Raw genomic sequence first — 21,700 nt, 5'->3', positions numbered from 1 at the left:
ACTGAGAGCTTATGAGCCAATCAGCCAGCAAAATCGCCTATGATTTACTCACCGCCGAAGATGATGGGCGCGTGTGTAAAGACATTCCCGAAAAAGCCTGCAATGCCAAAGAGGAAAACTTTGCCATTCATGTCGCTTCGCTCAGCATGAGCAAAATGGCCGATGGCTTGGTCGACCCAAAACTGATCCTGAGCTGGCTCTTGACCAGCGCGGGCGCCCCAAACGCGCTCATCGGCATGTTGGTGCCGGTGCGTGAAGCGGGGGCGCTGCTGCCCCAGCTCTTCACAGCGGGCTTCATTCGCAGCTTGGCGCAACGCAAATATGCATGGGCACTCGGCGCTTTTGTGCAAGGAGCATCAGCAGCCGGCATGGCGGTCGCCGCCTTTACTTTGACCGGCGCAACGCTCGGCATCGCCATCCTTGCGCTGTTGGCCGTGTTGGCACTGGCCCGCTCAATCTGCTCTGTCGCTTACAAGGATGTGTTGGGCAAAACTGTCGCCAAGTCCGTGCGCGGCACCGCCACGGGCACCGCCTCCAGCATTGGCGCAGGATTTGTCATCGCATTTGCGCTTCTGCTCGCGGTCACGGGCGACAATAAAATGCTGATCGTACAAGTCGGTTTGGCGATTGCAGGCCTATTGTGGATTTTTGGCAGTCTCAACTTTTTGCGGCTGGCCGAAGAGAAGGGAGCCACCGAAGGCGGCGGCAATCCGCTTACTTTGGCCATCCAAAATGCAGGATCTCTCGCCCGCGACAAGCAGCTCTTTTTGTTTATCCTCACACGCGCACTACTCACCGCCACAGCGTTGGCCCCGCCCTTCCTGGTGGCGCTTTCCGGACGCGTCGGCAACACCGATGTTTTTCAGGGCCTGGGCCTATTGCTGCTGGCCTCAGCCGGGGCCGGGCTGATGTCCAGCTATATTTGGGGAAGATTGGCTGATCGATCCAGCCGGAAAACATTGGCCCTTGCGGGCCTGATGGGCGGCGTGGCGCTCAGCGTAAGCGTTGTGGCAGCATGGCTGGGCTGGGTCACGACATGGTTCATCTTGCCGCTCCTGCTGTTTGCCTTGATGATCGCCTATCAGGGTGTACGGTTGGGCCGCTCCACCCATTTGGTCGATATGGCTTCAAAAGATCAACGGGCGATTTATACCGCACTAAGCAACACCATTATTGGCGTCGTGCTTCTGGCGGGGTCAATTTTTGGGGTAATCGGCGATCTGTTTGGGCCGCAAACCGTGATCGGCCTATTCGCCCTTATGTGCTTTGCAGCCGCAATCAGCGCATTGCGCCTCGAAGAGGTTCAAGATTAGCCGCTAAACTGTAAGGAAAAGAATGGTGGGCGTGACTGGGATTGAACCAGTGACCCCTACGATGTCAACGTAGTGCTCTCCCGCTGAGCTACACGCCCATCCTTTGCCTGATAAATAAAATCAGTGCGTCGCTGATAGACCATAAAACCAATATGCTGGTCAATAGGTCAAATGCGCAATTTTTCACCCCACTGTAAAACTGGACAGATCATTTATAGGCTTGCATACTAACAAGGTTACTGAGGGTATTTGGGTGATAAATGTCTGCCGACCATAAGCAATTGGCGCGAGAAATTCTCAAAGCGCATCATCGAAAGATTGCATGGCCAACCTTAATTGTGTCGGTCGTTGTTGTGACTATATTTATCACAAACCTCATGGCCACATTGTTGGGCAGCTGGCCACTTTGGGCCGCCACCATCATCAGCTTTTTTTGCATTCATGTCAGCTTCGCCATCGCCCACGAAGCCTCACACAAAACAATTTCAGGCGGCGGACCCCACCACTGGCTTGATCAAGTGGTCGGCTACACCCACGCATTGATGCTGCTTTATGATTTCCCGACCTTCAAGTTTTTGCACCTGCGCCATCATTCCAACACCAATGATCCAGCGCTCGACCCCGATTATTGGATGCAAAACTATTCATTGGTGACGGGATTTATTTTGGCCCTGTTTGTGCCACTCCACTATTTGCGACTGTTCATCCGCGCGGCACACAATAAGGAGCTGCCCTCTAGCTTCGTCACCAAGGCTTATATTCGAATCATTCTCCAGCTTGTGGTGTTGGTGGCGCTTTTGGCCATCGCCCCAATTGAAACTTTCTTCCTATGGCTCGGCCCGGCATCGGTCGCCTCGGCCATTATTTCAACGTCCCATCGGCTGCTGCACGATGCAGAGCAAACGCCAGATCGCACCCGCACCACACGCATCATTCATGGCGAACGGCTTTGGGAATGGGTTATTTGCCCCTTCTTCTGGATGAATAATCATCATTTTCTGCACCATGAATATCCGCGGTTGCCCTCGTTCACGCACGAGGCCTTATTCTCGCAAGCGCGCGAAAGCCTTGAGGCGGACGGCGTCAAAATCACCATTATCAACCCATGGGACAGTGGGCGATGAATGCCCGTGCGTCTGATCATGCCTTGCTCGCCGGACTTGATCCAAACAAGCCATTGCCGCGCAAATCTATTTACAGGTCTTTAAAGGGCCGCCAGCGCATTTGGTCTCTCTACCAGAAATCCATACAGGGCCTTGCCTTCCCAATCCGCCACAAGATTGTGCCAACCACATATGGCCAGACTTTTCTAAGCATTGCTGGCAATCCGGAAGCGCCCCCGATCTTTGTCCTGCCGGGCATGTCCATTGCAGGCCCCATGATGTTGGAGTTTTTTGCTGAACTACAACGCACCCATTTGCTGATTGCCCCTGACCTGATTGGCCAGCCTGGCCATTCTGAAGACCGTCCGTTCTCGAACAAAAAGGGCGCCTATGGCCGATGGGCCTTCGAGGTCCTTGACCAACTGGGCATGGATAAGGTGGGCATCGCCTCCGCCAGCTTTGGCGGGTCAATCGCCCTTGAGATGACACATATGGCCCCGGAGCGCGTGGGCAAGCAAGCGCTGGTGGTGCCAGCGGGGCTCACACCGCGCCTCCCCTATTTGAAGCTCTATGCCGGATTGGCCGCCAATTGGCTGACTTATCGCTGGTGGCCGTTTCATGATGAAACCACCATCAGCCATGACTGGCTGAAGCGCATTGCCCGGCCGCTATCGCGCAGCCTGACACAAGATAATCTGGATTATTTTGATGCGATTATTCGCTACACCGAGTTCTGGCGACATCGACCCGCGGGCCCATTCTCCGCGCACCATTTCAATCAGGACGTGACCCCGGCATTCGCAATCTTTGCGGAAAAAGACTTTGTCTTCCCCCACGCACCAACATTGGCAAACGCGCAAAAAAGCCTGCCCATGGCAGAAATGGAAATCCTTGCGGAAAGTGCGCACATGCCGTCAGATCAGGACATGCAGCCCCTGCATCAGCGCATCAGCGCCTATTTCGACGGAACAATTTAAGCGGCCAGGAGCCGCTCCACCTCATCCACCAGATCTTTCAGATGGAACGGTTTTGATAAAACAGAAGCGTCTTTGGGCGCTTCACTGTCAGGGTTAAGTGCCACGGCGGCAAACCCGGTGATAAACATCACCTTCAAATCGGGGTCCAACTCGGTGGCGCGGCGCGCCAACTCGATACCATCCATTTCCGGCATCACAATATCAGACAACAATAAGGTGAAAGGCTCCTCGCGCAGTTTTTCATATGCCGAACGACCATTATCAAAGGCCACAACGTCATACCCCGCACTTGAAAGTGCGCGCGTTAAAAACTTACGCATGTCGTTATCATCTTCGGCAAGCAAAATGCGACGCATTCTTGATGACCCCTAACCCGATTGCACTGATTCGCGATTTTGCCCGGATTTCCGGCGCCTATCAAGTGTGTAATTACAATTTGATACGATTATATTGTTTCACGAAACACCATGTTGCACTGGACCTTTGGTTACATTTTGGGCAAACTGACAAAGTGCTGCCACCAACAAATCACGCCAAAGCTCACAGGAGAATGGTTTGAACTCAGATTTTGCCGATCGGCCTGCATTTGAAACCATTCGTCCGCGCCTGCAGCGCATGCCGTTTGTGTTTAACTCGGCCCATTCAGGACGCGACTATCCGCAACGTTTTTTGGACATGACGCGGCTGGATAATTTGTCTATCCGCCAATCTGAAGACGCCTATGTCGATGAATTGTTTGAACGCGCACCCCATATGGGCGCCCTGATGTTGCGTGCGCACTTCCCGCGCGCCTATTTGGACGTGAACCGTGAGCCCTATGAGCTTGACCCCAAAATGTTTCACGAGCCATTGGCGCCCAATTACAACACGGCATCCCCACGCGTTGCCGCTGGCCTGGGCACAATCGCGAAAATCGTGGCAGAGCGCAAACCCATCTATCGTGAAAAGCTAAGCCATGATGATGCGATGATGCGCATTGAGGGCATTTACAAGCCCTACCACAACACGTTGCAAACCTTGCTCACCCAAACGCTTAATCGATTTGGCGTTGGCGTGCTGATTGATTGTCACTCCATGCCCAATCTCGATAAATCCGGCAATGCAAATGCCCCTGATATCGTTTTGGGCGACCGCCACGGCAGCGCCTGCCATCCGATTTTGGTGGAACTGACGGATACTTTATTCACCACCGCAGGCCTGAAAGTGGCCCGCAACCGCCCTTATGCGGGCGGTTTCGTCACCAAAGCCTATGGCCAGCCGCACAACAATATCCATGCGCTGCAAATCGAAATTGGCCGTCATCTCTATATGAATGAAGTTACTTTGGAAAAATCCGAAAACTTTGCGGCCATTCAAACGATCCTGCAAAAGCTGATCGCGCTTTACGCGCGTTTGGATTTGAACGAATTGCTTGATCAAAAGCTCGCCGCCGAATAAACCCCAAATCAGAGCCTGTCGCGAAAAAGGGGCCGCCAAAGCGGCCCAAAGTCAAGGGAGGAAACGTCAGCAGCTCAAAGCTGTCAATTGGCGAGCCGCTTATGCATCATGCACTTACTGGGGAGAACTGATCGACCCCGAACTGCAATCGATACAACTACGATTATTTAGAAAAGTCTTAATAATTGCAAGTTGTCTCAAAATCTAAGTTAGTTTCAAAAAGTGTACAATTTGTTAACAATTGTATTTTTATGGCACAGCAGCAAATAAAGGGCAGATAAAACGTATGAATCCGGGCTGGAAAAGCGAAATAAAGACAAGCGAAATCAATGCGCTAATGTTGGAAGCTGCGTTCGAGGCTGCCAAAATCACGACATCCTTTTTCCGCAAAGGCATTGCTGTGGAAAACAAGCTTCTTCAGGGCTTCGATCCGGTCACCGAAGCGGACACCCAAGCCGAGGCAGCGATCCGCACAGTCATAAACGCCTATTTTCCGAATCACGGGATTAGCGGTGAAGAAATGATAGACCAACAAAGCGATAGCCCGTTTAATTGGGTCATTGACCCGATTGACGGCACCCGCGCCTTTATCACCGGCTTACCGGTGTGGGGCACGCTGATCGCGCTGACCTATAAAGGCACACCAATTGCAGGCTTGATGAGCCAACCTCATATTGGCGAAAACTTCATCGCCATTCAGGGCGAAACCGCCGAACTTCAGCGCGGCGAAACGCAAACACCGCTTAGAACCAGCCAAATCACGCAACTTGATGACGCCCGCATGTTCACCACATCGCCCCGCATCTTTTTAAGCGCCGAAACGGGCGCCGCTTATGATCGACTGGAAGCAGAAGTTAAACTGGCCCGCTATGGTTTGGATTGTTATGGCTATGCCATGTTGGCCACCGGTCACGGCGAGCTTGTTGTCGAAGAAGGCCTCAAAAATGTTGATATCGCGGCCATGATCCCGCTCATTGAAGAGGCGGGCGGCATTGTCACCACATGGTCAGGCAAATCTGCGGCAAATGGTGGCCAGGTTATCGCTGCAGCCAATAAGGAAATTTACGAAGCCGCTTTGGCCTATTTGCAACCGCTGGCGACAGACTAAACCCGCTCAAACAAATGGGGATAGGTGCGCACATAGCCGTGTGCATCCACCTCAAATTGCGTTTTATATCCGGTTGTCACGCTCTCATAGGCATAGCTTTTGGCCCCGGTGCGCAAATATTTTTGCTGCGCCATAATGGGGTTAAGCTCAAGATCCGCAATATAGATCACGTCTGTTGTGGTCGCCTCGCCCTCAGCCAGTTTTTTGCGGTTGATCGGCAAACTATTGGTAAAGGGCGTCGCAAATATATCTATATCGACGGCCCCATCCAGCGCGGGCACGCGCACTTCATACCCATTAAGCCAATGCCCCGCATCTGAACGGCGCAAGGAAAGCTGGTGACCATCAAGCAGCCGCAAATCTGCACGCAGCAATTGCCAATCAGCATCCAGCTCAAGGGCATAATCCAGCGCAAACGCCTCACCTTGTGAGTGGCCAATAACCCGCCCCGCCACATCAATCAGTGTTGGGGTGAAATTGACTTGCACCCGCTCAAACCCCTCGGCTTCAAGATGGCGCCAACCCAGTTGGTGATGATGTGTGCTCATGTTCGCCCCTGTTCCGTTATAAAGGCATCAAAGGCCGCAAAGGCCTGCGCCCGCAACCCATCATTCTCCATGAAAATCTCATGTCGCGCATTGGGCAACACCGCATGACGGCCTGTGCGCATGCTCATGCCCAAATGCTCAATAGCGGAGGTCGAGACCACCCGATCATTGGCAGCTGCCAGCATCAGCACGGGTAGTTTCACTTTCTGGCCAAATTCAGGCGCGCCGGCCTTTTCCATGGCCACCAGGCTCGCCGCGGTCCACCCCACTGTGGGCGCTGCGATCAACAAGTCGGGTCGGTGATCCAGCGTCTTTACCATCCGCATATAGCGTCCATGGTCTGAAGTCAGCTCATTGCCGGGAAAGGTTTTGGCGCTGGGCCGCGGAAATTTCCACGGCTGCATCGGCACATGCCCCGCCCCGAAAAACTTCAGTAATTGCACCAAATTCTTACCGGTCGATATGCTGACTCCCAGGTCCAAAGAGACCATCGGCGCGCTCAAAAACACGCGTTCAAACATCAATCGATCACGGGTTGCCGCGAATAAAGAGGCAAGCCCGCCCATCGAATGCCCGACCAGATAGAAAGGCGGCGGACAATCGGGCAGCAAAATATCAGCGTGAAAGCTGACAAGATCCGCGACATAGTCATTAAAATCTTCCACATGACCCAATTTCGGATTGGTAATCAGCCGATCGGAACCGCCTTGCCCGCGCCAATCAAATGTCGCGACCGAAAATCCCCGCTGCTGAAAATCATAAATCGTTTCAAAATATTTCTCGATATATTCCGTGCGCCCCTGCACCAAACAAATCGTGCCCTTATTTTTGTTGCCCAATCGGGGCCACAACGCATACCGCAGCTTCACATTGTCTCTGGTTTTGAAAAAACCGGCCCGCGCGCCCGATGGAATGGGATTGCTCGGAATGTTGGCCAGCTCTGGCCCCATCACTTTATTCGGCGCGTTCATTTTTTCTCCTTGGCGAACATGGAAGTGCTTGCCCCACCATTTAGGAAGCAATAGGGGGCTGTTGCAAGGCGAAAACAATAAAGCCAGCAATTTTAAAAATTGCTGGCTTATTGGGGTGGAACATCATGCGGGGGGCGGATGATGATGTTCCGATTAAGGTTGTTGCAAGCCGTGATCAGACTGTTTTGCGGCTTACAAAACTGACTATATGAAACACTGGCTGAACCAGTTTATAATTCCCCATTCATTTTCGGTTCATCAAATAAAGCATTGAAAAAAATGTAGATTATTGGAAATGCATTTTGGGGCGTTGCCCCTTGAAATCCCAAAATCATCGCCCAAATATATAGATGTCAGCGGCCCATTAGGGGGCTGACAAGTGAAACTGAAAAGATGCCCATATCGGGATCTTGAACCGTTCATATTGCTTCTAAAGGAGAATATGTCATGAACACATTGGATCTTTCCCCATTCTATCGCTCAACAGTTGGCTTTGATCGCCTATTCAACCTGCTTGACGATCTCTCACCACAAGAAACTAACGCCTTCCCGCCCTACAATATTGAGCGCACAGGCGAAGACACTTACCGCATTACCATGGCTGTAGCCGGGTTTGCGCGTGAGGATTTGGTGATCGAGACCAAAGAAAGCGCGATCATTGTTAAGGGCGCAAAATCCCAAAGCACAGACGAGCAAGCCCGCGAGTTCCTCCATCGCGGCATTGCTGAGCGTTCCTTCGAACGTCGGTTCAAACTGGCCGATTATGTAGAAGTGCGTGGCGCTGATTTGGAAAACGGCTTGCTGCACATTGATCTGGCGCGCGAACTGCCAGAAAGCAAGCGGCCGCGCAAAATCGCCATCGGTTCTGCCGATGACAACAACACCAAGAAAATTGAAAGCGAAGTGAAAAACTAAGCTGACAATTCGTCAACAGATTGACTGATCGTCGGGGCGCAACCACAACATGTTGCGCCCCGCTTCTATTTTGCCCCAACCTCTTGCCACCGGCGCAATAAAAAAACTTTATCGCCCCCCTTGCTCCTTTAGTCGATATCGAATAATCTCCGCGAAAAAATAGGACAGCAATACTGTCCATACCGCGTGACCAAAAGGCGCAAGTTGCAATTCGTGCAACAGCCTTATATTTTTTGTGTCATAAGCAGTGTATAGCACTCTGGGGGAGAGCCTATATTGGCTCGATTGGGCGCGAAAAAGATCAACAAACGATCGCTATCGCCCATTTTAGGAAAAATTGCGCTTGTCGCGAACGGCGCGTTGTGAATGCGATTCATAACGCACTGCATATAAAAACCTGACCCAAATTTCGCGCCCCCGCGCGAGATAAGTATGACCTTTAGGAGGGGCTTATGGCCAAAAAGAATGACCAAGCTTTGCGTGACGTGCGGGTAGATTCCGCCAAAACAGCAAATGGCCGCCCCAAACCTGTGGGGCTTTACGACCCCCAGAATGAGCATGATGCTTGCGGCTTGGGCTTGATTGCCAATATCGACAACACCGCGACCCATGACATTGTGGCCTCAGGTCTGAAAATCCTGATCAATTTGACCCACCGGGGCGCCGTGGGCGCTGACCCGTTGATGGGCGATGGCGCGGGCATGCTGGTGCAAATCCCGCACGAATTTTTGGCCAAGGCCGTTGATTTTGACCTGCCTGAAGCCGGCGATTATGCCGTGGCGATGCTGTTCTATCCGAACGATGCAAAGCTGAAAGCAAAATGCGCCGAAAAGCTGATCAATTGCGCCCGCGCTGAGGGCCTTGAAGTGTTGGGCACCCGTGAAGTGCCCATGGACAATTCCACCTTGTCAGAAGGTGTAATCGCCACACAGCCAATTATCGAACAAGTCTTTGTTGCCCGCCCAGAAGGCTTGAGCGACGAAGAGTTTGAAACCAAATTGCTGATCACCCGTAAGGTAATTTCAAACACCATTTATCGTGAACTGCCCGAAGCGGATAACGACAACGGCTTTTATGTTGTCTCATTCTCGTCACGCACCCTTGTCTATAAAGGCATGTTCCTGGCCGAGCAGTTGGGGCCATTCTATCCTGATCTTGTGGACGAAGATTTCAAATCAGCTTTGGCGCTGGTGCACCAACGCTTCTCCACCAACACGTTCCCATCTTGGAAGCTGGCCCACCCTTACCGCTTTGTCGCCCACAATGGTGAGATCAACACCATCCGCGGCAACGTGAACTGGATGGCCGCGCGCCAAGCCTCCGTCGCGTCTGACAAATTTGGCAAAGACATCACCAAGATTTGGCCGATCTCTTATGAAGGCCAGTCGGACACAGCGTGTTTTGACAACGCCCTCGAATTCCTCGTGCGCGGTGGCTATAAGCTGCCCCACGCCGCCATGATGATGGTGCCGCAGGCTTGGGCCGGCAACCCGTTGATGGATGATGAGCGCCGCGCCTTTTATGAATATCACGCCGCGCTGATGGAACCATGGGATGGCCCTGCCGCCATGGTGATGACCGATGGGCGCTATATTACCGCCACCTTGGACCGCAACGGCCTGCGCCCTGCGCGTTATTGCGTCACCAAAAATAACCAAATCATCCTCGCCTCAGAGGCAGGTGTGTTGGACATTCCTGAAGAAGACATTGTTGAAAAATGGCGCTTGCAGCCCGGCAAGATGCTGCTTGTTGATCTGGAAAACAACAAGATGGTTTCTGACGATGAGGTGAAAACCGAACTCGCCAAGAAAAACCCTTATCAAAAATGGCTCTCCCGCACCCAGATCGTGCTGGAAGACGCGCCGGGCGTTGACCGCCAGCCCGTTCAGCCCTTCGATAGCCTGCTGGATCGCCAGCAAGCGTTTGGCTACACCCAAGAAGACATCAAATTCCTGTTGCCGCCGATGGCGACAACCGGGCAAGAAGGTGTGGGCTCTATGGGTACGGACACGCCAATTTCCGCGCTGTCGTCAAAATCAAAGCTGCTCTATTCCTACTTCCAGCAAAATTTTGCGCAGGTCACCAACCCGCCAATTGATCCGATCCGTGAAGAATCGGTCATGAGCCTGATTTCCTTTATCGGCCCGCGGCCAAACCTGTTCGATCTGGAAGGCCTGTCAGAGCGCAAGCGCTTGGAAGTGCGTCAGCCAATCCTCACCAATGAGGATCTGGAAAAAGTCCGCACCATCGGCTCCATCGGTGACAACCAATTCATCACCGAAACCATCGACATCACTTACGCCGCCGAAAAAGGCGCCGACTGGATGGAAGTGGCCCTTGAGGCCATTTGTGACCGTGCCGAAAGCGCTGTGCGCTTGGGCATGAACATTATCATCCTGTCCGATCGACTGATCTCGCATGACCGCATTGCCATTCCGGCCCTGCTGGCCACGGCTGCCGTGCACCATCATTTGATCCGCAAAGGCTTGCGCACATCATGCGGTTTGGTGGTTGAAACGGGTGAAGCCCGTGAAGTGCATCACTTCGCGGTGCTGGCTGGTTATGGCGCAGAAGCGATCAACCCATATTTGGCGTTTGAAACCATTTCTGCCATGCAGGCTGAAGGGCATTTCCCACCGGAAGTGGACGCGCAGGAATGCGTCAACCGCTACATCAAATCCATCGGCAAAGGTCTGTTGAAGATCATGTCCAAAATGGGCATTTCGACCTATCAGTCCTATTGTGGCGCGCAAATTTTTGACGCGGTTGGCCTCTCTACTGATTTTGTCAAAAAGTTCTTCTTCGGCACAGGCACCTCCATTGAAGGCGTTGGCCTGAAAGAAGTGGCGCAAGAAACAGCCGAACGCCACGTGCTGGCCTTTGGCAACGACGCTGTGTTGAAAAACAGCCTCGATGTGGGCGGCGAATATGCCTACCGCATTCGCGGCGAAAAGCACTCTTGGACACCAGATACCATCGCCGATCTGCAACACGCTGTGCGCACAGCAGAAAAATCGCCAGAAGCGGCGCAGGCAAAATATGATGCCTTTGCCACAGCAGTGAACGATGCGTCCGAACAGCTTTTGACCATTCGCTCGATGTTTGAGCTGGCCCCTGCGGGCAAGCCAATCGACATTGATCAGGTTGAACCCGCTGTGGACATCGTGAAGCGCTTTTCAACAGGCGCCATGTCCTTCGGCTCGATTTCGCGCGAAGCCCACACCTCGTTGGCCATCGCCATGAACAAGATCGGCGGCAAGTCCAACACGGGTGAAGGCGGCGAAGAGCCTGATCGGTATAACCCCATGCCAGATGGCAGCCGCAACCCTGAACGGTCCGCCATCAAGCAGGTCGCGTCAGGTCGTTTCGGCGTGACCACCGATTATCTGGTCAATTCAGATATGATCCAGATTAAAGTGGCGCAGGGCGCAAAGCCCGGCGAAGGTGGGCAATTGCCTGGCCACAAAGTGGACGCTGTGATCGCGCAAACCCGGCACTCAACTCCGGGTGTGGGCTTGATTTCACCACCACCGCACCACGACATTTACTCAATCGAAGATTTGGCCCAGCTGATCTATGATTTGAAAAACGTGAACCCCGTGGCCGATATTTCGGTTAAGCTCGTGTCTGAGCTCGGCGTTGGTACAGTGGCCGCAGGTGTGGCGAAAGCCCACGCGGATCACATCACCATCTCCGGCTTTGATGGCGGCACCGGCGCTTCGCCGCTTACCTCCATCAAACATGCGGGCTCACCTTGGGAAATCGGCTTGGCCGAAACCCACCAGACCTTGGTACTCAATCGCTTGCGCTCACGCGTGAAGTTGCAAGTGGATGGCGGCTTTAAGACCGGCCGCGACGTGCTGATCGGTGCCATTTTGGGTGCGGATGAGTTTGGCTTTGCCACCGCGCCATTGATTGCCGCAGGCTGCTTGATGATGCGTAAGTGTCACCTCAACACCTGCCCCGTGGGCATCGCGACGCAGGACCCTGAATTGCGCAAGCGGTTTAAGGGCACGCCAGAGCATGTGGTGAACTACTTCTTCTATGTGGCTGAAGAGTTGCGCCAATTGATGGCTCAATTGGGCGTCAAAACCATTCAAGATTTGGTTGGCCGCACCGAGCTGTTGCAACAGCGTAAAGACGTGCCGCACGACAAGGCGCAGGGCATTGATCTGTCAAAACTGCTCTACAAGCCAGAACTGCATGAGGGCGATACCTATTATCACTCGCAATTGCAGGATCACGGCCTTGAGGACATTTTGGACAAGCAATTGATCAAAAATGCCAAGCCTGCCTTGGAAAAAGGCGAAGCAGTGAACTTTGACATCGACATCAAGTCGAAAAACCGGTCCGCAGGTGCCATGTTGTCCGGCGCTGTCGCCATGAAATATGGCTTGCAGGGCCTGCCAGAGGACACCATAGCGGTGAACCTTAAAGGCATCGCAGGACAAGCCTTTGGCGCCTTCCTCACCAATGGCATCAGCTTTGATCTGCAAGGCGAAGCAAATGACTATGTGGGCAAAGGCCTTTCAGGCGGCCGCATTGTGGTGCGTCCCCCAGAAAATGCCAATATCGTGCCGGAACGCTCAATCATTGTCGGCAACACGGTGCTTTATGGCGCCATTTCTGGCGAATGCTATTTCCGTGGTTTTGCAGGCGAGCGCTTTGCGGTGCGGAACTCTGGTGCCATCGCCGTTGTCGAAGGCTTGGGTGACCATGGTTGTGAATATATGACTGGCGGCGTGGTTGTCGTGATCGGGGATACAGGCCGAAACTTTGCGGCAGGCATGTCCGGTGGCGTGGCCTATGTGCTGGACGAAGACAAAACATTCCGCTCACGCTGCAACTTGGCTATGGTCGATCTGGAGCCCGTGTTGGAAGAAGAAGATCTGATGCGCGAACACCATCATCACGGTGGCGACATTGAATGGCATGGCCGCGTGGATATTTCCGGCGACATGACCAAGCATGATGACGAGCGGCTCTATCAGCTGATCTCAAACCATCTGCACTACACAGGCTCTTCCCGCGCCAAATTGATTTTGGACAATTGGGAAGACTATCGCAGCAAGTTCGTCAAAGTGATGCCGGTGGAATATCGCCGCGCCATTTTGGAAATGGAACAGGCCCGCATGAACACTGAAGATCAAAATCAAAGCGCGTAAAGGAGGAATAGACTATGGGTAAGCACACAGGTTTCCTCGAAATCGATCGTCAAGAAGCGCGCTATGAGCCAGCCTCAGATCGCGTGCGGCATTACAATGAGTTCACGGTCCCCCTCACCGAGGGCGAGATTGTGCGGCAGGCATCACGCTGCATGGATTGCGGCATTCCTTATTGCCATGGCAATACGGGCTGCCCGGTCAACAACCAGATCCCCGATTGGAACGATTTGGTTTATCAGCGCGATTGGGAAGAAGCGTCAGAGAACCTTCACTCCACCAACAATTTCCCGGAGTTTACGGGCCGCATCTGCCCCGCACCTTGTGAAGAGGCATGCACGCTCAATTTGGAAGACGCGCCTGTCACCATCAAAACCATTGAGCAAACCATCGCCGACCGCGCCATCAAAAATGGCTGGCTAAAGCCAGAAATCGCCGAGAAAAAGACAGGCAAAAAAGTGGCCATCATTGGCTCTGGTCCTGCAGGCATGGCCGCCGCACAACAATTGGCGCGCGCAGGGCATGAAGTTCATCTTTATGAGCGCGAAGCCAAAGCAGGCGGGTTGCTGCGCTATGGCATTCCTGACTTCAAAATGGAAAAGCACCACATTGATTGGCGCGTCGAGCAGATGGAAGCCGAAGGCGTAATCTTCCACTACAATGAAAACATCGGCGTCACCCGCTCATTCGCCAACCTCAGAAAGAACCACGATGCTGTGCTGCTTTCCGGCGGTGCAGAGCATCCTCGTGATCCAGGCTGTGGTGGCCAAGATTTGGGCGGCGTACATTTTGCTATGCCCTACCTCACGCAACAGAATAAACGCGTCAGCGGCGAAGAGATCGGCGACGAAGCGCCAATCCTGGCCAATGGCAAAAAAGTTGTGGTGATTGGTGGCGGCGACACCGCATCAGACTGCGTGGGCACTGCGTTCCGTCAAGGTGCGGTTTCCGTGACCCAACTGGACATTCGCCCCGAGCCGCCAAAAACCGAAGACAAGCTCACCTCTTGGCCACACTGGGCCATTAAGCTGCGCACATCGTCTTCGCAGGCGGAAGGCGCAAACCGCGAATTCCAATCAGCCACTGTTGAAATCATTGGCAATGATCTCGGGCAGGTCACGGGCGTGAAATGTACACGCGTGGATGAAAACCGCAACCCGATTAAAGATGGCGAGTTTATCCTGCGCGCCGATTTGGTGTTGATGGCCATTGGTTTTGCCCACCCCTTGCAAGAGGGCCTGCTGGCTGAATTGGGGGCTGATCTCGACCCACGCAAAAACCTTTTTGCGGACACCCTGTCCTATCGCACATCAGTTGACGGCGTGTATGCCGCAGGTGATATGCGTCGCGGCCAATCCTTGGTGGTTTGGGCCATTCGTGAAGGGCGTCAAGCCGCCCGCGCAATCGATATGGATTTGATGGGCGGCACCGATTTGCCGCGTTAAGTCCAACGCCTATTGAGGCAGCTGGGGCAATTCGTCTTCAGCTGCCAAATCAACACCCACCCCAAACGCATCTGCGCGCCCAATCGGGGCTTCCATCAATTGTTCTAGCCGCACGGCGGGCGTGGATTGTGCGGATTTCACCACCAAGCCGCCGGCATCAGCCCGTGGCTTTTCGCCCAAGGGGCGCACAATACCTGCCACTTCCAACATCCGCACTTGGCTCAAGCCCTGAAATGGTGGCCGCTGCAATTGGGCCGCGTCGCTATTCGCCAATGGGTCTGCCACCGCGATGGTCACACTGCCGCCGCGATAAAAAGTCTTGATCGATTTATCGACAAAAAAGGCCAGCTTATCATTGCCGCGCGCTGTCAGGTGAATGCCATCACCCTTACGCATTTGCGCATTTTGGCCGTTCAGGTCTGGGCCATAGGCCGTATAGTTGCCATCCTCATCCACAAACCGCTCATAAATATCGACAAATTCCACACCAAACTCGAACGCCACCAACCGATGGATGGACGAGATTTGGCTCATGGCCGAACTATAAGAGTTTGATCGCATGGGCGGCAGGCCAACCCAAACAACCGGCTTGTTCGCGGCTTTCAATTGAGACAAAAACTGCGCCAGCCGATCTCTATACGCGGCGCGCCATTCCTCCGTCAGCGGGTCGAACACCCCCTTGTCGGTGCGAATGACTTGCCGATCATTGGTCCCGATGGCCACCACGACCATGTCAAAGTCATCTTCGGCAAGCCGTTCTTCGATGGCCTCGTTCCAATCATAATAATCGTCGCGCACAAAACCCGACGACCCCACACCTGCACCCAAAATCTTGAGCTGCGGGTCTTCGGCGTAGAACCGATCCAAGCCTTTGGCCAGATCGATCGACAGGCCGTCCCCGATCACCAACAGCCGTGTTGCATCCGGCGCTTTTTCAATGGTTTTAACCTTGGCGGGTGCCACCACACTGGGCGAACTGCGCTGTGGCGTAGTCCGCTGCGGTTGTGGCGCTGGTTTTTCTTTTTTGTTGCGGCCAAACAAAATATCGAAAAGCGTGCGTCGTTCGCCGCTATTGTTCTGCGCCACTTGAATACGCTCTTCGGCAAATGCCGGACGCGGGGCCATTGTTGCTGCCATGGGCAACGCCAAGGCCAACAAAACCACCATCCAAAGTGCGCGCATTCTATAGCTCATAATTTTGATTTAGCACATCATTGCGCCATCAGCACATCAAAAACCTGTTTGGTGGCAAAGCCATCCACCACCAGCCCGGCATCTGACTGCCAAGCCCGCAAAGCCTTCTGGCTGATCGGCCCAAGCCGACCATCCACGCCGCCGCGATAATAGCCCAATTGCTTCAGTTTTTCCTGTAACGCCACCCGCTGTTGCCGGTTGAGAAATGTTGCATCGCGCGGCCAATCATTGGCAAACGGCCCACCCCCCTTCAACCGATCAGTCAAATGCGCCACGGTAAGAGCATATGAGTCGGCAAAATTATAGCCTTTGAACGCCAAATAATTTCGGCCCATCAAAAATTTGGGTCCGTTTTTGCCTGCTGGCACATAAAGGAACACAGGCTGATCGAGATCGCCAAACTGGCGTCCAGCCACCCGCTGCACGCCGCGTTGCGCAAAGAACCCCACGGTGCGCAATTGGTCGCGGCCTGCCAAGCGATAATCAAAGCCGTTGGGCAACTCAACCTCCATGCCCCAATCCTCACCCGGCACATAGCCAAGCGACAGCAACCATCGTGCCGACGAGGCCAGCGCGTCCGCTAAAGAATTGTGCACATCGATCTTGCCGTCACCGTCAAAATCAACCGCCAGTTTGCTGTAAGCGGTGGGCATGATTTGCAAATGGCCCATGGCCCCGGCCCAAGAGCCTTTTTGATCCACCGGCATTTTGCCCGCCTGCATCAATTTAAGCACCAACAACAATTCCTTTGCGTCGGCCTCAACCCGTCCACGGCGTTGATGCACCAACGAAAACAGCGACCGCAACACAGGCTTAAAATACACATCATGGCTCATGATGGTGCCGTAATTGGTTTCAATGCCCCAAATGGCCGCCAGCACATACGGATCCACGCCATATTGTGCCGACACGCGGTCGAATATGGCTTTGTTGGCCCGGTATTTTTGCTGCCCCTGCTTGATCTTCGCCGCACTCACCCGCTTGTCGATATAGTCCCAGATCGGGCGTTCAAATTCCGGCTGGCTGGCCTGCGCGACTTTGATTTTTGGGTCTGGTGTCAGCCCTTTTGTGACACGTCGATAAAAATCGCGCGACACACCTTCGGCCACAGCGCGACGTTCAAAACTTTGTATAAAATCGGAAAAACTTTGCTGCGGTGCCGCAAAGCCAAGCTGCGGCACCAGCAAAAAACTTAAAATCATCAATGCGCGTAAAAACATGAATATCCCCTGTTTACCCGCACCAATGATGCTCTTTTATTTAGGCGATTTCCGGGCGGTCATTGCGGGTCAAAAGATATTTTTCCCACGCATAGGCATTGTTCACGATGCCATTCAAATCATCATATTGCGGCGTCCACCCTAGCATTGAACGCACCCGATCTGCCCCGGCCACAACCGCCGCCGGATCGCCGGCACGTCGCTCGGTCTCTTGCGCGGTGAAATCAACGCCAGTGACTTTTTTCACGGTATCCACCACCTCACGCACGCTATAGCCGCGGCCATAACCACAGTTGAGCGTTGTCGAAAGGCCGCCATCGCGCAAATAATTTAACAGTAAGCCATGCGCCGCCACCAGATCACTCACATGAATATAGTCACGCAACGCGGTGCCATCGGGCGTGTCATAATCGGTGCCGAAAATTTGCATTTCATCGCGTTGGCCAAGTGCGGCCTGGCAAGCCACCTTGATCAAATGCGTCGCGCGCGGGGTGGATTGGCCCAACCGTCCTTTCGGATCGGCCCCTGCCACATTGAAATAGCGCAACACGCCGAAGCGCAGAGGATGCGCCGAAGCAACATCTTGCAACATCATTTCACTCATCAGCTTGGACCGGCCATAAGGAGACATCGGGTTCAGCTGCGCATCTTCAAACACCGGCTCGTTGCCGGTCATGCCATAAACAGCTGCTGTTGATGAGAAGATGAAATGTTCAACGCCCCCCCGCACAGCTGCATCAATCAGATTGCGCGTGGTCGCGGTGTTGTTTTGATAATATTTCAGCGGATTTTCCACCGATTCGGGCACCACAATTGATCCGGCAAAGTGAAGAATCGATTTGATGTTGTGAGTTTTGATCAACTCTTCCACCAATTCCGTGTCGCCCGCATGGCCTTCAACGAACATGGCGCGGTCGTCAATGGCCCATTGAAAACCTGTGATCAGATTGTCCAAAACCACCACTTTTTCGCCTTCATCCACCAAATGAAGCACCATGTGGCCGCCGATATAACCGGCACCACCCGTGACCAAAACGCTCATTTTTTGCCCCTTAACTGAATTCTAATCTGTTGCCATCTAACTGGCAAAGGGTTGCGAATAGCTTTAGACGCACCTATTTTTGCGTGTAAATAAAGACGATAGGGGATAAAATTGGCAAAAAAAGTACGTACCGCAGTGTTTCCTGTTGCTGGCTTGGGCACACGTTTTCTGCCCGCCACCAAAGCCATGCCGAAAGAAATGTTGCCGGTGGTGGATAAGCCATTGATCCAATATGCCGTCGACGAGGCACGCGAAGCCGGGATCGAGCATTTCGTGTTTGTCACAGGCCGCAATAAGGGCGTGATTGAAGACCATTTCGACAAGCAGGTCGAATTGGAGATCACCCTGCACCAGCGCAAAAAACACGACATGCTGAAAATGCTGGACGAAGGCTTGCCAAAGCCCGGACAAACCAGCTTCACCCGACAGCAAGAGCCGCTCGGCCTTGGCCATGCGGTGTGGTGCGCACGCGACATTGTGGGCAATGAGCCCTTCGCCTTGCTGCTGCCAGATATGTTGATGCGGGCCGAACCGGGTGTCCTCAGCCAAATGATGAACAGCTATAATGAGAATGGCGGCAACGTCATCGCTGTGGAAGAAATCGACCCCGAAGAAGTCAGCTCATATGGCATTGTGGGGCGCGGCGACGGACCGGATGAAGGTTTCGACATCACGCAAATGGTGGAAAAACCCGCGAAGGAAGATGCGCCATCTAACCTGATCATCTCTGGCCGCTATATCCTGCAACCCGAAATCTTTGACCTGATCGCCAATCAATCCAAAGGTGCAGGCGGTGAAATTCAAATCACGGACGCCATGGGCACTTTGATGGAAAAGCAAAAATTCACCGGCGTAAAATATAAAGGCCAAAGCTTTGACTGTGGGTCAAAGATCGGCTTTCTCACCGCCAATGTGGTGTTTGCTTTGGACCGGCCGGACATTGCCGAAGGTTTTCAACGCGAATTACAGGCCATCGACTACGAGGGCCTCAAAGGTCTCATCAAGGACGCGTAAACCGAAGACCCGCCTCGATGGCGTTGGTCCGGCTGCCGCCATCAACGCTATCTTCGCTCACTTCATAGCTGTAACCAGCATAGGCAGTTGCATAACTATTGATCAAATAGGTCGCTTCCAAGCCAATTCCAAATTGGCCCGCCGTGCGGTCGCTGCCTTGATAATGCTCGCGTCCGAACTCAGTCGACAGGCTATAGCCAACCCGATCATTAATCTGCTGGCTGAACCCAATCGACAAATTGTCTGTAATTTTTATCGGCTCCCCGGGAATGGTCGCCGGGCTAAGCGCGGTTCCCGCATTTACCTCAAGTGACGCGCTATTGCCCAATTGATAGGTGATGGCTGCGCCATAAGAGGTGGTCAAAACATTGTCTAAACTGGCGTCATCATAAGTGCGGCGCAATTGTCCCACCGAAATTTCACCGCTCAACCGGTCCTTGAAGGCCGCGGAAACACCAATGCGATTGTCAAAGGTCCACCCGTCACGCTTGGCGGAAAGCACGGCCGAGGCTTGGTCGTAAATTGAACGGCTGACCTCGCCATCGTAAAAGACGCTCACTATGGGGGTGATCTCGCGGCTTGCCCGTCCGCCAGCAGAAAACGCCCAGCTGTTCTGATCTGAGTTGTCGACCAGGCTGTCATCATCCAGCTTAGTAGGTCCCGTCTGCGAACGCGCAATCCCGACCCGACCTTCCAGCGCCGTTTTGTTGAATTGATGGGCCAGCGTTGCCCGCGCGCCAAAATCTTGGCTCAACGGCGCCTCGGCCACGTCGTCAGGCAAGTCGTCATTGTTAAGCCGCGGCAAATCAAGACTGTACGACACAGCAGCATCAAAACTGGTTTGTCGGCTCAATTGATACTCAACAGCACCATCCAAATTAACGCCACGCACCCCGCCATTCTCTGCTTGATATTTGTCGATGGTCGCCGACGCACTGCCCGATAAGGTCCAGTCTTCATCTGCGCGCGTGGCACTGATCGAAGGGATCGCTTCAAAAAAGTTCTGGCCTTCGCCATCTTTCATCTCATAACCACCGCGCAGGCTCAAACTGGTCGAAAGATCAAAGGGATAAAGTAAATCCTGGGCTGAAGCGGGCGCCGCCGAATAAAACACAAAAGTGCCCACCATACAGCAGCCAACAACCAACGCTGAGGGGGTGCCTTTCATGGCACCGTAAAGAGGCAGTTTAATGCTTGGGGACGGCAGCATGTGGCAGATCAACTTCACTCAAGGTTCGGAAAAATAACTGCATCAATCATGACGTTTTATGGTTAATGAAGCGTTGAAGAGATCCAACTATTCACCCCAAAAATTGACCGCAAGTACTTCACTTTTAAGCACAATTTTCATCACGTAAATTTTACGCTCATATATCTCGCCATTAACAGCTGATTAGCCTTAACGGGTTAGACTGGCACCAGATTGACCTAGCGCCCGTTCGGGGTTGCAGTAAGGAGTAGGGTCGCATGGATTTAGCCACAATACTTGGCATGATTGCCGGTGCCGCGTTTATTGGACTGGCCATTTTTATGGGGGGCTCGTTTGGACAATTTGTCGATCCACCCTCCATTTTGATCGTTTTGGGCGGTGGTCTCGCCGCAACTCTTATTCGCTTTCCGATTGCGGGTGTCATCAGTGCATTTGCAACCGGGGGCAAAGTCGCCTTCACCCACAAGAAAGTCGATCCGCGTGAACTGATCGAGAAAATTGCCGAAATGGGCGATATTGTTCGGCGGTCCGGCCCACTGGGGCTGGAAAATGTTGAGGTGGATGAGCCCAATTTGCGCAAAGGCGCACAATATATTGCCGATGGCTACGACGCTGTTTTCATCCGCGAGGCGATGGAGCTCGAGCGCGATCATTACATCAGTCGCCTGTCAGAAGGCCAACGCGTGTTTAAAAGCCTGGGCGATGCGGCCCCCGCCTTTGGCATGATCGGCACGTTGGTCGGTCTTGTTCAAATGTTGGCAAACATGGAAGACCCATCAGCCATAGGCCCAGCCATGGCGGTCGCATTGTTGACCACAATGTATGGCGCAGTATTGGCCAACTTGGTGTGCTTGCCCGTCTCCGACAAACTCCTGTCCAAATTGGAAATGGAAGAGATCAACCAAACCTTGATCATCGATGGCATCATGTCGATTCGCGATGGCAAAAGCCCCGCCCTAATCACACAAATGTTGACCGCCTATCTGCCTGAAACGCAGCGCGATCATCTTGAAGATGCCGCCTAAGGCGCAATATCGAGTA

17 protein-coding genes and 1 tRNA gene are annotated in these 21,700 nt (G+C 53.3%); 10 read left to right on the top strand and 8 right to left on the bottom strand.

The annotated features are described in order from the left end of the window. Window positions 1-11: 11 nt before the first annotated feature. Window positions 12-1,313 (top strand): MFS transporter, encoded by a 1,302-nt coding sequence (locus tag MXMO3_RS18610; protein ID WP_162889121.1) that lies wholly within the window; start codon window positions 12-14, stop codon window positions 1,311-1,313. 23 nt (window positions 1,314-1,336) lie between these two features. Here the strand turns inward: MXMO3_RS18610 and MXMO3_RS03585 are convergent. Further along, a tRNA-Val gene (locus MXMO3_RS03585) sits at window positions 1,337-1,411 on the bottom strand. A gap of 162 nt (window positions 1,412-1,573) precedes the next feature. On the opposite strand from MXMO3_RS03585, the gene MXMO3_RS03580 reads away from it, so the two are divergent. Next, entirely contained in the window at window positions 1,574-2,437 is an 864-nt protein-coding gene (locus tag MXMO3_RS03580) for a fatty acid desaturase family protein (protein ID WP_117394971.1), read from the top strand. Continuing rightward, complete coding sequence (locus tag MXMO3_RS03575) at window positions 2,434-3,393, top strand: alpha/beta fold hydrolase (RefSeq protein WP_162889120.1); 960 nt, start codon at window positions 2,434-2,436, stop codon at window positions 3,391-3,393. Before MXMO3_RS03580 ends, MXMO3_RS03575 begins: the two co-directional genes overlap by 4 nt. On the opposite strand, the gene cpdR is transcribed toward MXMO3_RS03575, so the two are convergent. Then, entirely contained in the window at window positions 3,390-3,749 is a 360-nt protein-coding gene (gene cpdR / locus MXMO3_RS03570; protein ID WP_027835038.1) for a cell cycle two-component system response regulator CpdR, read from the bottom strand. The genes MXMO3_RS03575 and cpdR overlap by 4 nt on opposite strands. A 259-nt stretch (window positions 3,750-4,008) precedes the next feature. On the opposite strand from cpdR, the gene MXMO3_RS03565 reads away from it, so the two are divergent. Then, entirely contained in the window at window positions 4,009-4,830 is an 822-nt protein-coding gene (locus MXMO3_RS03565) for an N-formylglutamate amidohydrolase (RefSeq protein ID WP_051213690.1), read from the top strand. A gap of 286 nt (window positions 4,831-5,116) precedes the next feature. Continuing rightward, the gene (gene hisN / locus MXMO3_RS03560) at window positions 5,117-5,938 is read left to right on the top strand and encodes a histidinol-phosphatase (protein WP_205468070.1); all 822 of its coding nucleotides are present in this window, start codon (window positions 5,117-5,119) and stop codon (window positions 5,936-5,938) included. Here the strand turns inward: hisN and MXMO3_RS03555 are convergent. Next, on the bottom strand, window positions 5,935-6,486 hold the full coding sequence (locus MXMO3_RS03555) for a putative glycolipid-binding domain-containing protein (protein ID WP_117394969.1): 552 nt from the start codon (window positions 6,484-6,486) through the stop codon (window positions 5,935-5,937). The genes hisN and MXMO3_RS03555 overlap by 4 nt on opposite strands. Beyond that, window positions 6,483-7,457, bottom strand: coding sequence for an alpha/beta fold hydrolase (locus MXMO3_RS03550; RefSeq protein ID WP_117394968.1), 975 nt, complete (start codon window positions 7,455-7,457; stop codon window positions 6,483-6,485). The genes MXMO3_RS03555 and MXMO3_RS03550 overlap by 4 nt, the downstream gene beginning before the upstream one ends. Window positions 7,458-7,904: 447 nt before the next feature. Here MXMO3_RS03550 and MXMO3_RS03545 point away from each other — a divergent pair, with 447 nt between their 5' ends. The 3 genes from MXMO3_RS03545 to MXMO3_RS03535 all read left to right on the top strand — a co-directional run bounded on the left by MXMO3_RS03545 (window position 7,905) and on the right by MXMO3_RS03535 (window position 14,979). Continuing rightward, on the top strand, window positions 7,905-8,372 hold the full coding sequence (locus MXMO3_RS03545; RefSeq protein ID WP_027835042.1) for an Hsp20 family protein: 468 nt from the start codon (window positions 7,905-7,907) through the stop codon (window positions 8,370-8,372). A 452-nt stretch (window positions 8,373-8,824) separates the two neighbouring features. Next, window positions 8,825-13,537, top strand: a complete 4,713-nt coding sequence (gene gltB / locus MXMO3_RS03540; protein WP_117394967.1) for a glutamate synthase large subunit — start codon at window positions 8,825-8,827, stop codon at window positions 13,535-13,537. Between the two features lie 14 nt (window positions 13,538-13,551). Then, entirely contained in the window at window positions 13,552-14,979 is a 1,428-nt protein-coding gene (locus tag MXMO3_RS03535) for a glutamate synthase subunit beta (protein ID WP_117394966.1), read from the top strand. Between the two features lie 9 nt (window positions 14,980-14,988). Here MXMO3_RS03535 and MXMO3_RS03530 read toward each other — a convergent pair whose 3' ends face one another. Genes MXMO3_RS03530 through galE form a run of 3 tightly spaced genes read right to left on the bottom strand, consistent with a single transcriptional unit; the run spans window position 14,989 to window position 18,435 of the window. Then, complete coding sequence (locus MXMO3_RS03530) at window positions 14,989-16,161, bottom strand: SGNH/GDSL hydrolase family protein (RefSeq protein ID WP_162889119.1); 1,173 nt, start codon at window positions 16,159-16,161, stop codon at window positions 14,989-14,991. Window positions 16,162-16,190: 29 nt separating this feature from the next. Continuing rightward, a complete protein-coding gene (locus MXMO3_RS03525; protein WP_117394964.1) occupies window positions 16,191-17,393 on the bottom strand; it encodes a lytic murein transglycosylase in 1,203 nt (400 codons plus the stop codon). Window positions 17,394-17,433: 40 nt separating this feature from the next. Beyond that, window positions 17,434-18,435: a UDP-glucose 4-epimerase GalE gene (gene galE / locus MXMO3_RS03520; RefSeq protein WP_027835044.1), complete on the bottom strand. Its 1,002-nt coding sequence runs from the start codon at window positions 18,433-18,435 to the stop codon at window positions 17,434-17,436. A 105-nt stretch (window positions 18,436-18,540) separates the two neighbouring features. On the opposite strand from galE, the gene galU reads away from it, so the two are divergent. Further along, a complete protein-coding gene (galU, locus tag MXMO3_RS03515) occupies window positions 18,541-19,449 on the top strand; it encodes a UTP--glucose-1-phosphate uridylyltransferase GalU (RefSeq protein ID WP_117394963.1) in 909 nt (302 codons plus the stop codon). On the opposite strand, the gene MXMO3_RS03510 is transcribed toward galU, so the two are convergent. After that, window positions 19,436-20,659, bottom strand: coding sequence for an outer membrane beta-barrel protein (locus MXMO3_RS03510; protein ID WP_117394962.1), 1,224 nt, complete (start codon window positions 20,657-20,659; stop codon window positions 19,436-19,438). The genes galU and MXMO3_RS03510 overlap by 14 nt on opposite strands. Before the next feature lie 257 nt (window positions 20,660-20,916). Here MXMO3_RS03510 and MXMO3_RS03505 point away from each other — a divergent pair, with 257 nt between their 5' ends. After that, the gene (locus MXMO3_RS03505; RefSeq protein ID WP_027835047.1) at window positions 20,917-21,684 is read left to right on the top strand and encodes a motility protein A; all 768 of its coding nucleotides are present in this window, start codon (window positions 20,917-20,919) and stop codon (window positions 21,682-21,684) included. The last annotated feature ends 16 nt before the right edge of the window (window positions 21,685-21,700 follow it).

Source organism: Maritalea myrionectae (assembly GCF_003433515.1).
Classification (GTDB): Bacteria; Pseudomonadota; Alphaproteobacteria; order Rhizobiales; family Devosiaceae; genus Maritalea; species Maritalea myrionectae.
Note: the sequence above shows the minus strand (reverse complement) of the source record. Positions and strands in the feature narration are given on the sequence as shown.